At 39.0% G+C, this 12398-nt stretch carries 11 protein-coding genes and 1 riboswitch; of the genes, 7 read left to right on the top strand and 4 right to left on the bottom strand.

Annotated elements, in window-relative coordinates; all coding sequences use genetic code 11:
- Positions 1 to 132 precede the first annotated feature (132 nt).
- The 3 genes from D0T53_RS12525 to D0T53_RS12515 are packed head-to-tail and all read right to left on the bottom strand — an operon-like array spanning position 133 to position 3201.
- Complete coding sequence (locus D0T53_RS12525) at positions 133 to 747, bottom strand: ACP phosphodiesterase (RefSeq protein ID WP_163268429.1); 615 nt, start codon at positions 745 to 747, stop codon at positions 133 to 135.
- A gap of 42 nt (positions 748 to 789) precedes the next feature.
- Entirely contained in the window at positions 790 to 2298 is a 1509-nt protein-coding gene (locus D0T53_RS12520; protein WP_163268427.1) for a potassium/proton antiporter, read from the bottom strand.
- Positions 2299 to 2301: 3 nt separating this feature from the next.
- A complete protein-coding gene (locus D0T53_RS12515; protein WP_163268425.1) occupies positions 2302 to 3201 on the bottom strand; it encodes an LD-carboxypeptidase in 900 nt (299 codons plus the stop codon).
- A gap of 737 nt (positions 3202 to 3938) precedes the next feature.
- On the opposite strand from D0T53_RS12515, the gene D0T53_RS12510 reads away from it, so the two are divergent.
- The 6 genes from D0T53_RS12510 to D0T53_RS12485 all read left to right on the top strand — a co-directional run bounded on the left by D0T53_RS12510 (position 3939) and on the right by D0T53_RS12485 (position 9330).
- Complete coding sequence (locus D0T53_RS12510) at positions 3939 to 4685, top strand: hypothetical protein (RefSeq protein ID WP_163268423.1); 747 nt, start codon at positions 3939 to 3941, stop codon at positions 4683 to 4685.
- 224 nt (positions 4686 to 4909) lie between these two features.
- A riboswitch (cobalamin riboswitch) is annotated at positions 4910 to 5100 on the top strand.
- Positions 5101 to 5215: 115 nt separating this feature from the next.
- Positions 5216 to 7423 carry an anaerobic ribonucleoside triphosphate reductase gene (locus D0T53_RS12505; protein ID WP_163268422.1) on the top strand — a complete coding sequence of 736 codons (2208 nt, stop codon included), beginning with the start codon at positions 5216 to 5218 and terminating at the stop codon, positions 7421 to 7423.
- Complete coding sequence (gene nrdG, locus D0T53_RS12500; RefSeq protein ID WP_163268420.1) at positions 7416 to 7976, top strand: anaerobic ribonucleoside-triphosphate reductase activating protein; 561 nt, start codon at positions 7416 to 7418, stop codon at positions 7974 to 7976. Before D0T53_RS12505 ends, nrdG begins: the two co-directional genes overlap by 8 nt.
- 165 nt (positions 7977 to 8141) lie before the next feature.
- On the top strand, positions 8142 to 8402 hold the full coding sequence (locus tag D0T53_RS12495) for a type B 50S ribosomal protein L31 (RefSeq protein WP_163268418.1): 261 nt from the start codon (positions 8142 to 8144) through the stop codon (positions 8400 to 8402).
- 405 nt (positions 8403 to 8807) lie between these two features.
- Entirely contained in the window at positions 8808 to 9062 is a 255-nt protein-coding gene (locus D0T53_RS12490; RefSeq protein WP_163268416.1) for a GlsB/YeaQ/YmgE family stress response membrane protein, read from the top strand.
- A gap of 25 nt (positions 9063 to 9087) precedes the next feature.
- A complete protein-coding gene (locus D0T53_RS12485) occupies positions 9088 to 9330 on the top strand; it encodes a hypothetical protein (protein WP_163268414.1) in 243 nt (80 codons plus the stop codon).
- 79 nt (positions 9331 to 9409) lie between these two features.
- On the opposite strand, the gene fucP is transcribed toward D0T53_RS12485, so the two are convergent.
- The gene (gene fucP / locus D0T53_RS12480; protein WP_163268412.1) at positions 9410 to 10693 is read right to left on the bottom strand and encodes an L-fucose:H+ symporter permease; all 1284 of its coding nucleotides are present in this window, start codon (positions 10691 to 10693) and stop codon (positions 9410 to 9412) included.
- A 432-nt stretch (positions 10694 to 11125) separates the two neighbouring features.
- Between fucP and D0T53_RS12475 the strand changes: the two genes are divergently transcribed.
- Entirely contained in the window at positions 11126 to 12391 is a 1266-nt protein-coding gene (locus tag D0T53_RS12475; protein WP_163268410.1) for a putative DNA modification/repair radical SAM protein, read from the top strand.
- The last annotated feature ends 7 nt before the right edge of the window (positions 12392 to 12398 follow it).

Genomic DNA, 12398 nt, shown 5'->3' with positions numbered 1-12398 from the left:
GGGAGAGTAGGTAGCCGCCACTTATATAATAAAGCCTCGTATTATTTATTTAATACGGGGCTTTTGTTGTTAATATTTACCTCTAATTGAATGAATGAAAGATATACTACTGAGAGGCGGGTAAGGTAAAAGTTAATAATATCGGTGGTCGTTTTCTACTTCACTTATAATACGTAGTTCTTCTTTTACAAATTCTTCAAGTTCGGGGAAAAATTCGTTATAGCTATTTTGTATGTTCTGAAGTCCGTTTGTGAAGTCGGCAAATATATTTGCATTATTGGGCAGATATATTGCTCGTTTTGATATCCAACTGAAACTACGTTTTATCATCCATTCGTTTTTGTAGTTATACAGCCAGTTGTCTTGTTTCATAACCTCAAACATTTTGATAAAACGTTCGGGGAGCAGCGATATACGCTTATCTACCTCGGAGTAGCACCATTGCGAGAAGTTCATCCATCCATTTTCAGGTGTACGGGAAGTATCGTTAGCTAGGAAATAATCGTAGGCTATATCCAGAAAGATTCCGTCGTATCTTCTGGCCGAATAGTTGAATATTTTCTTTGTATGTCTTACAATGGGGTGTTCATCGGTAAACCGGTCTATTTTGCGATGAATAACCACCCCTTTACGGATAGCATAGGGGAAATTATCCATTTGTTTTCCACGAAGCATATCAGCAATCATGTTTCCGATTAAAATATCGGGATCTCCAAACGATAAATATGCATGAGCTAAATAATTCACTTTTTTGATGTTTAGAAGTTAAAGAAACAGAATGACATATACCTATTTTTTTATTCGGGCTATATTTTTAACGCATAAGCTTTTATAAGTTTCTTTCAGCGTTTTTTCTTCATCAGCTATAATAAGTAGTTTGTCTCCAACCATTAATTCGGTTTTGCCTTTAGGAATGAAATAATCGTCGTCTCGTCTGACCATAACAACCAACGATTGGTCGGGTAAGGGTAAATCCATTAATCGGCGACCATTTTCAATAGCTTGCTTGTTCAACGTTATTTCGGATATAACGGATCCCATATCTTCCGATAGTTCGAGATCGAAGTGCTTTAGCCGGCCTACGGGGCGAGTAACCAAAGACAGGTCGAGCCATTGAGCTACACGGGTAAGCAGTGTGCCTTGTATAAGTAACGAAACAAGGGTAATGAAAAATACCACATTGAATATGAAATGGGCATGCGGAACATCTGCCGTGAGCGGATATATGGCAAATATAATAGGTACAGCACCTCTTAGTCCTACCCACGATATGAATATTTTATCTTTTAAGCCGATTTTACGGAAAGGAGCAAGACATAGGAATACGGTTAACGGACGTGCTATTAAAATCATGAACAGCCCGATTATTAGTCCGATAGCTGCAATAGGTAATAGCTCTTTTGGGTTTACCAGTAATCCGAGTATAAGGAACATGAATATTTGAGCCAGCCATGTTAATCCGTCGAAAAATTTCACCGAAGATCGTTTGTTTACAAACTTGGCGTTTCCTATTATTAACCCGCCAATGTATACGGCCAGAAAACCGTTGCCTTGTATAAATCCGGTGGCTGAAAAAATGAATATACAGAATGTAAATAGCAAGATGGGGTAATATGCCTCGTTGTCGATCTTTATTTTGTCCATAACAAAAACAGCGAGCTTCCCTAATAAATATCCGGCAAGCGAACCTACTACAAGTTGTATAACAATGTTAGAGATGGCCGAAAGGATATTGATATCGCCTCCATCTTTAATAACGCTTATCAGGGTTATTGTTAATATATATGCCATCGGGTCGTTGCTACCGCTCTCGAGTTCCAATGTTGGTGTCAGGTTATTTTTTAGCCTGAGCCCTTTCGATCGGAGTAAGGCGAAAACGGCGGCAGAATCGGTAGAAGACATACAGGACGCGAAAAGAAGAGCCGATGTAAAGCCTAAAGCCAATGACGGCATCATAAGTCCGGTTAGCCACCACGAAAATGCACCGGTGATAAGCGCCGTGATTAATACGCCAAATGTTGCTAATACTATACTTTGGGATATTACAGGTTTTATTTCGCTGAATTTAGTGTTTAGTCCCCCCGAAAAAAGTATAATGCAAAGGGCTATTGTTCCTATGGCTTCGGCTTCTTTGAGGTTGCTGAATATGATGAGCCCTAAGCCATCGCTCCCGAATATCATTCCGATACCAAGAAATAACAACAAGGCCGGAACACCAAACTTACTCCCTATTTTCCCGATCCAGATACTGATAAAGAAAAGCAATGCTAGTATAAAGAGTGCTGTTTGTACTTCCATATTTTATATGTTATAGAAAGATGATTTTTCTTTTGTTACACTTAAATGTACTTTGCCGCCGTGAATAAGGGCGTAATTTTCCTTTACATGCCCTACCGGAAAATCAAAGGCAACGGGGATATTATATTCGCCGACCACATCGGCAATAGCTTCGTATACAGGTTTCATCTGATTGTCATTTTGCACTTCGGAGAAACTCCCGATAATCAGTCCTTTTATTTTGTCGAATATTCCTGCAATTTTTAAGTTCCATATCATGCGGTCGATACGGTAAGGATATTCGCCTATATCTTCTAAAAATAATATGCCATTTTCTGGAACTTCGGTATAGGCTGATCCCATGAGGCTACAGAAAACAGAAAGGTTACCGCCAAAAAGAATACCTTCGGTTTTGCCTTCGATATTAAGCCTGTGCCCTTTTATTTCGTAATGAGGATTTTTATACAGTAACAGCTCTTTCAGGCTAATGCTTGCCATGTCTTCACAATCTTCGGTCAGATGTTTTGCCATAGGAGCATGAACCGATTGTATGCCATTTTTGAGCAATGCTAAATGCAAGGCTGTTATGTCGCTATACCCAACTACCCATTTCGGGTGTTTTTTTATTCCGTCAAAATTTAGCTTATCTAACAGATGAACAGCTCCGTATCCACCTCTCGAACATAAAATTAGCTTCGCTTGCGGATCGTTTATCGCGTTTTGCAGGTCGGATAAACGTTCGCTTATTGTTCCCGAATATCTTCCGTTTTTTCCGTAAGCATTAGGAGCAACTTCGACGCGCAAACCCCAGCTTTCGAGAACATGCTTTGCTCCATGTATATAGGCATGATCGACAGACCCCGAAGGGGAAATAATTATGGCTTTGTCTTCTTTTTTTAACAGGTCGGGTTTAATCTTATCCATAAAAGTTACAAGTCCTAACAAAGATATTAAAAAATCAACAAAAACAGGACTTAACTTAATAACAGGTTTGGAATTATATTGTTTATACGGAAAATAAAATTCTAATTCTATTAATGTAGAATTTTATCCTTGTCACAATATACTGAGATGTATGCCGGAATAAAAACCTGACATATCTGACAGCTTTTAATTTTTAATGCCTTTGCCGCCTGCCTGCTCTGTCCGTTAAATATAAGACCGCTTTCAAAAAAAGCTTTGCAAAAGGGACTGACCTTGTGCAGTAAGTACAATTCAATAGAGCATTTATTCTGTCGATATAGAATTACACACGACTCACAACGTATAAAATAGCATATAATCGAAAAACCTGACATATCTGACAGCTTTTAATTTTTAATGCCTTTGCCACCTGCGTGTTCTGTCCGTTAAATATAAGACCGCTTTTTTTTAGTTGACGCTTTGCGAAAAGTTTCAACTTTGAAAAAAAAGAACGGATGGTAATTCTTTTATATATAGATAAATAAGTTTGAGGAAAATGTTCTGTTGGTTTATCATTTAATTGGTGGTAAGGTCTTATGCCATGTATTGATGAAATTTTAATGAATACTAATAATCGCCAACAAATATTTGTTACATTTGTGCCGACAGCCAGAGGTAAGGAGATGTAGAAATAGAAATAAGCTTTTAACACAAATGTTATTCTAACCTGAATTATTAATATAAAAAAACTGGAATTTATGGGATTAATGGACATTATTGCGAAATTCATGTCGAAGCACTTTACGCCTAAAAATTGGGAAGATAATGTGACTTTGGAACAAATCGAAGAAATGGAAAAGCAGGGCTGCGACGTGGCTGAACTCAGAAAGAAGTTTGAAGACAAAGTTGCAGCAAAAGAAGCACACGAAAGAAAACTAATAGAGGATAGTTTGAATATTCTTGATTTTAACAAGTTGGCTTCTAATTTTGCTACACCCCGCGATGTAGACGGCGAATTTATGAAAGACGTTGTTGCTTATACTAAAGCTAAGCCAAAAAGAATAGAACAGTTGGCCGGAGCGTCGGTAATATACGGAGCTGTGGTTCAGGCTCATTATTCGTTATACGAGCCGGGTAATAACGATATGGCAGCCATGGTAATAGTTTTTGCTACGGACGAAAAACATATACACGATATTGAGTGGCTGAATGCAACAGCCCGTAAAATATCGGAGATGAAAGAAAGTGGCGATGTGCCTAGAGATTGTGTTAAGTTTATCACAACTTTACGCGACGACCGAAGCATGTTCTGCTTTAAATTGGGCGAAAGCCTGAGCGGATATGCCGATGCATGGTGTGCTACACATACAATAAGTAAGCCGGGCGATTTACCATTAGGCTATCTACCTGCAAATGGAATTGTACCTTTCTTATTAGTTGGCGAACCCGAGGAGAATCAGTTTCCCGATATCGAACTGATTCCAAGTAGGCAGTATACAAAGTAAACTTTATTAAATATGCTGGAAGACAGGTGTTTGAAAATTCAAGCACCTGTCTTTTTTTTATAAGAGCTTGATGCTGTTGAAAACTTTTTTGGAAAACTTTTCAACGATGTTGTAAAATTAAGCGTCTGTAACACAGGTGCTTGATTTTTATTTTAGAAAACTTTGCTTGTTTGCTATTGAAAGCTTCTTGCTTTTTTTTGAAATTATGTAGAATAAATGATATACTTTTGTAGCATATATATGGTTCCATCCTTATCGATGATAAATAGGGAATCGGGTGAAAATCCTGAGCTATCCCCGTAGCTGTAAATTTCATGAAAAAGTTAGGCATATTATACCACTGTCGTCGGCAACGAGATGGGAAGGGGCTTAACTTGAAAAAGTCAGAAGACCTGCCGTATATATATTCGTAGCTTTCGGGAGAAAAGCAAAAGAATATACGATTACTTACCATAAAGTATAAGCCTTATTCGTGTATTTCTGCTGCCCTTCTGTTTGCTATATTCTTAAAATGTAGAAAGGTTTTAATTATGATTCAGACAGTAGTAAAAAGAGACGGACGTGTAGTTGGCTTCAACGAAGAGAAGATAATGGCTGCAATCCGTAAAGCCATGTTGCATACCGAGCAAGGCGAAGATTCATCGTTAATCAGACAAATAACCGATAAGATATCTTGCCAGGGTAGCGAACAAATGACCGTTGAAGAAATTCAGGATTTAGTAGAGATGGCATTGATGAACAGCCCCCGTAAAGAGGCTGCCAAAAAATATATAGCCTATCGCGATCAGCGTAGCATTGCCCGCAAGGCTAAAACCCGCGATATGTTTCTCGAAATCATAGAAACCAAGTCGAACGATGTTACCCGCGAAAATGCAAACATGAATGCCGACACACCTGCCGGAATGATGATGAAGTTTGCGAGCGAAACAACCAAACCTTTTGTCGACGATTATTTATTAACACCCGAAGTAAAAGAGGCTGTCAGGCTGAATTATCTTCATATTCACGATAAAGATTATTATCCTACAAAAAGCCTTACTTGTGTTCAGCACCCATTAGATAAAATATTGGAAAACGGTTTTAATGCGGGGCATGGAGAATCGCGTCCAGCAAAGCGTATCGAAACAGCCAGCATGCTAGGATGTATTTCGATGGAAACAGCGCAGAACGAAATGCATGGAGGGCAGGCTATTCCGGCTTTCGATTTTTATTTGGCACCTTTTGTAAGAAGAAGCTTTGTTGAAGAAGTAAAAGTGCTGGAACAAATAAACGGACAAGATTATAGCCATTTGTATGATACAGAAATTGCCGATTATCTGTATGCCGAATTAAACGACTTGCAAGGCGATGCCAGAATTATACAACACGCAATAAACCGCACAATCGGGCGTGTGCATCAATCGATGGAGGCTTTTATCCACAATATGAATACAATACACTCGCGTGGCGGAAATCAGGTTGTGTTCAGTTCTATTAATTACGGAACCGATACTTCGCCCGAAGGAAGATGTATTATACGCGAGTTGCTGAATAGTACATATCAAGGCGTAGGCAATGGTGTAACAGCAATATTCCCTATACAGATATGGAAGAAAAAGAGAGGGGTAAGTTATCTGCCTGAAGATCCGAATTTCGACCTTTACCAATTGGCATGTAAAGTAAGTGCCCGTCGTTTTTTTCCTAATTTCCTGAATCTGGATGCGACTTTTAACCAACACGAAGATTGGAATGCCGAAGATCCCCGCCGTTTCGAACACGAAGTGGCAACAATGGGATGCCGTACCCGTGTTTTTGAAAACAGGTATGGAAAGAAAACTTCTATCGGACGTGGAAACCTTTCTTTTTCGACACTGAACCTTGTTCGCATTGCTTTGGAATGCCGAAATATTGAAGACAATAAAGAGCGTGTCGAGTGTTTCTACCGTAAATTAGATAAAGTGCTCGAATTGGCAGCTTTGCAATTGCACCGCCGTTTCGAGTTTCAGAAAACTGCGGCACCTAAGCAGTTCCCATTGTTGATGTCGGTTTTGTGGGAAGGGTGTGAGCAGTTGAAATCGGAAAACTCGATCGAAAAGGTTATTAATCAAGGGACTTTAGGTATCGGATTCATAGGCTTGGCCGAGGCATTGGTTGCCCTTGTAGGGAAACATCATGGCGAAGATGAGCAGGCTCAAAAGCTGGGTGTTGAGATTGTAACTTATATGAGAGACAAAGTAAACGAGTTTTCGGAAAATTATCAGCATAATTACAGTGTGCTTGCTACACCCGCCGAAGGCTTAGCGGGGCGTTTTACCCGCCGCGACAAAAAAGATTTTGGATTGATAGAAGGTATAACCGATCGCGATTATTATACAAACTCAAACCATGTTCCTGTTTACTATTCATGTAGTGCGCATCAGAAGGCGAGGGTAGAGGCTCCTTACCACGATTTGACCCGCGGCGGACACATCTTTTATGTCGAAGTCGATGGCGATGCAACCCATAACCCCGAAGCTATTATGACGGTTGTCGATATGATGGATAAATACAATATGGGATATGCTTCGGTAAATCATAATCGCAATCGCTGTTTAAAATGCGGTTACGAGAATGCCACTACACAATTAGCCGAATGTCCTGATTGTGGAAGTGACGAGATTGACCGTTTGCAACGCATAACCGGATATCTGGTAGGTACAACCGATAGATGGAACAGCGCGAAGTTAGCCGAACTTAACGACCGTATTATACATGAATAAAATTTCGATACTCAATATTGTAAACGATACAACGGTAGATGGTCCCGGATTCAGGACGGCTATTTATGCATCGGGTTGTGTTCATCAGTGTAAAGGTTGCCATAATCCTCAATCGTGGGTTATGGAAAACGGAATAATGTATTCTGTGGATCAATTACTGAACATAATTAAAGATAACGAGTTTGCCAACGTAACATTCTCGGGGGGCGACCCACTGGTGCAAGTGGAAGGTTTTACCGATTTAGCCCGACGGATAAAGAATGAGACAAATAAAAATATCTGGTGTTATACAGGTTTTTCGTACGAATACATTCTGAAATTAGGTAAATTGTCTGCAATCCTGCCGTTTATAGATGTTCTTGTTGATGGTAAATATATCGAACATCTGAGAAAAGATAATTTGCAGTTTAGAGGCAGCCGTAACCAGCGGATAATTGATGTTCAGAAATCATTATTGGCTCGGCAGGTTGTGATTTGGGGAACAGCACACGATTCGCAACAATTCGAAGTTTTGCAACCACAAGGGCAGGCTTGTATAGAAAGCCGATATTGATTTGTCTTTTACAACTTTATTTGTTTAGTTAAAAGGTTAGATTTGTTATAAATAATAAGTCTATTATTCAAAAAAAACGTGTTTATTTTTTGTTTTTATAGAAAAAGAGCTAACTTTGCAAGCTGAAAAATCGTAAGAATAAAAAACTTTAAAATATATAACGCAATGAAAAAAGGTATTCACCCTGAAAATTATCGTCCGGTAGTTTTTAAAGATATGTCGAATGACGAGATATTTATCTCTCGCTCTACTATCAATGCAAAAGATACTATCGAAATAGACGGTGTAACTTATCCTCTTGTGAAGTTAGAGATCACAAGCGCATCACATCCATTCTACACAGGAAAACAAAAACTTGTGGATACTGCAGGACGTGTTGATAAGTTCATGAGCCGTTACGGAAGCCGTGGGCAAAACAAAAAGTAATCGGTAGATTACAACAAAATATAAAAGCATCTTGATTTTATCAAGGTGCTTTTTTTGTATATGGCATATCGGTTGCTGAACCGAAATACTCTGTTCTTGAATAATACAGATGCCGGTAATTGTTTATTATTGAAAATAGTGTCTGAAAAAATATCGCCTATTTTTTGTTCGGAAATTATGTGCCTTAAGAACAGAAAACACATGAAAAACATTTACCTCAAATTCCATAATAATTAAGATTGGGTAAAACTAACTACGATTGGCTGTAGATGTGCGTATTGGTTTATCTCGTAACTTTTATTTAACGCTTTTAAGCATGGCATGCCATTGCTTTTATGAACAAAAAAGCGAATAGCTCTGTTTATAAAGGAAATATATTTCAATAAATCATTAAAATTTAAGATTATGGGATTAGGATTATTATGGTCTATTGTTATTGGCATTTTGGCCGGGGCAATTGCGGGTTGGTTAATGAAAGGAAGTGGTTTTGGTATAATTCTCAACTTAATTGTTGGGCTTGTGGGTAGTGTTCTCGGAGGATGGATTTACGGATTATTCGGGTTTCAGACAAGCAGTGTTTTAGGTGTGTTAATTATGTCTATAGTGGGAGCGGTTGTTCTATTGTGGATAGTTTCGTTTTTTAGCAAGCGAAAGGGATAAACAAATTAATTAAACAAAAAAGGTTATGAAAAAGATTGTATTAGGAGCACTGGTTGGTGCAGCAGCAGGTTATTGTATTCGTAAGTTACAGGAGCAAGGCAAGTTTGATTCTATTTCGGACAAAATGCACAACTTTAAATATAAGGCTAAACGAAATGCAAATATAGCTATGGATTTAGCGAAGAGCGAAGCCGCGTACGTAAAAGATAAAATTGGATATAACATTGAAAAAGGAAAAGAAAGCTTAGATAAGCTTACTTCTAAATAATATTCTTTAGCATATATCGAAATGCCCCCGAAAAGTAGACATAACTTTCGGGGGCATTTTGTATTCAGTGTCTTTTATTTTAGAAGTTCTCTTTCAGTTTCGAAATCCATATTCCGTAAATGGCAACAATAACAAAGCAGCATAAAGGAACCGCGTATGCGTAGTTGATGCTACCTGTTGCATCGGACACCAATCCTTGTACAGCAGTGAGTATTGCACCTCCTAAAATGGCCATTATAAGCCCCGAACCACCAATTTTAGCGTCCTCGCCCAAACCTGACATTGCTATTCCGTATATTGTTGGGAACATAAGCGACATACATAGCGAAACCCCTACTAAAGCAGCAACACCGGTGATGCCTCCCGCAAAAATTACGACAAAAGAACATGCTATTGCCCCTAAAGCGGCGCCCACAAGCAGTAGGCTTGGTTTTATGTATTTCATTAAGGCCGTAAACACAAAGCGGGCAGCAGTAAACCCTATGATGGAAACCAGATAAACAGATGCACTATCTTGCTCATTGTACCCCAGATGAACCATAACATAACGTATGGTATACGACCACACCCCAATTTGTGCACCTATATAGAAAAACTGAGTTAAAACCCCAAACGTATAACGTTTATTCTTAATCAAACGCCTGAATGTTGCACTAAATCTGTCCGACTCGTCATTTCCAGTCTTCTCTTTGGGCATCTTTCTCGCCAATATTATTAAAAACAAAGCTAGCAATACAATGCCTACATAAACATAAGTCATAGTTACGGCACTCAACTCCTTAGCTTGAATTTCCTCCAACTGATGAGCAGCCATACCTGCTCTTTCCGTAGCTCCGGCAGTATTCAATTCGCCCAAAATAAAAAACTGACTCAAAAGTATTCCCGTAATCGACCCGATAGGGTTAAATGCCTGAGCCATATTCAGTCGACGTGTTGCAGTTTCGGGTGCACCCATCGATAAGATATAAGGATTTGCCGAAGTTTCGAGAATAGAGCATCCCCCGGCCAAAACATAAATAGCTACAAGATAAAAGCCATAACTGGCGGTACTACTGGCCGGTAAAAAAAGGAAACAGCCGGTTGCATATAATAACAGCCCAAGCAAAACGCCCGACTTGTACGATTTTTTCTTAATATAAATAGCGGCAGGCAATGCAAAGCAAAAATACGATCCGTAAAAAGCGATCTGGATGAGCGAAGTCTGAAAATCCGACATGCTCATAATTTTTTTAAACGCCGCTAGCAGCGTATCTGTCATGTTGTTTGCAAGCCCCCACATAAAAAATAGAGAGGTAATGAGGATAAATGGAATCAGGTAATTTTCACCATTCTTTCCTCTGAATAACGAGTTTTTGTTTTCCATGTTCTTTAGATCAAAATAAGTTTTACTTCGTAAATATAGAGAATAAAAATTTTAGGATTAAATAAAAAGAAGGTTTAATTTGTTGTATTCTACTAAAATGTAATTAATCGCATTGTTGCAATGCCTTACAAAAGAAAGGGGCGTAATTACAAAACCTGACAAACCTGACAGCTTTATATTGTTTTTATTTGCAGCCCATAGTTTGTTTATAACTGTTTGCCCGATATCTTGTATATAGATAAATATAGGGCATTGATATACAAGAATAAGAATAGCAAAAAAAGATAAGTAGCATATATACAATAGTTTGTATCTTGTAATAGTTATATGGCTTGTAAGTCACGTTGTTACATTCTTTATTAACAAGTGTGGTGTTTTTAAGATTTCAGGTTTTGAATCTTCGGTAGGCTTTGTTTTCTTTGTGTAACGGATATGGATGAAAATACGCTCGAAAAATTAACAATATTAGCCGAGTCTGCGAAATACGATGTTTCGTGTTCGTCGAGTGGTATTACCCGCAAAAATAAAGCAGGTATGGTTGGCAGTGCCTCCGGTTGGGGTATTTGCCATAGCTTTACCGAAGACGGGCGTTGTGTGTCGTTGCTAAAAATAATGCTTACGAATTACTGCATATACGATTGTGCGTATTGTATAAACAGACGCAGTAACGATTTAAGGCGTGCTACATTTTCGGTAAATGAGCTGGTCGAACTCACTATCGAATTTTACAGGCGAAATTATATCGAGGGCTTGTTTCTGAGTTCGGGAGTAATTAACAACCCCGATTATACAATGGAACGTATGGTGAGGGTAGTTAAAGATTTGCGCACGGTTTATAAATACAACGGGTACATCCATCTGAAAAGTATTCCCGGAGCAAGTCAGGAACTGATAAGGGAGGCAGGTTTGTATGCCGACCGTATGAGTGTGAATATTGAAATTCCGACGGAGCAAAGCCTCAAATTTCTAGCTCCTGAGAAAGATCACGAGAGTGTATTTAAGCCAATGCTCTACATTCAGCAAGGAGTTATGCAATATAAAGAAGAACGGAAAAAAATACGTTCAACCCCCCGTTTTGTTCCTGCGGGGCAAAGCACCCAAATGATTATTGGGGCAACACCCGAATCGGACAGGGATATTCTGCGTGTTTCGTCGGCTTTATATCAGCACCAGCAAATGAAACGTGTATACTACTCTGGGTTTATTCCTGTTAACGATTACGACAAGCGTTTGCCTGCACTTGTTCAGGCTCCGTTGGTCAGAGAAAATCGATTGTATCAGGCCGATTGGCTGATGCGTTTTTATCAATATAGTGCAAACGAGATTGTTGACGAGGTGAACCCGAATCTCGATTTGGATATCGACCCGAAGCTTTCGTGGGCGTTACGTCATCCCGAATTTTTTCCAGTCGACCTGAATTCGGCAGATTATGCCGTGATACTTCGTGTTCCGGGCATTGGTGTTAAGTCGGCAACCCTGATTGTTTCGTCGCGGCGTTATGGTAAAATAAATACCCTGATGTTAAAGAAAATGGGTGTAGTGATGAAAAAAGCACAATATTTTATAACTTGTAACGAGTTGCCCATGATTACCGTAAACGAGATTAAGCCCGAAAATTTGAGGAAGATACTTACAACAAAAAAGCACAAAAAGGACGACGAAGATAAACGCCAGTTATCTATCTTATTCCCCGATTAAATATCAG

This window comes from Dysgonomonas sp. 216 (genome assembly GCF_010501065.1).
Lineage (GTDB): Bacteria > Bacteroidota > Bacteroidia > Bacteroidales > Dysgonomonadaceae > QVMM01.
Note: the sequence above shows the minus strand (reverse complement) of the source record. Positions and strands in the feature narration are given on the sequence as shown.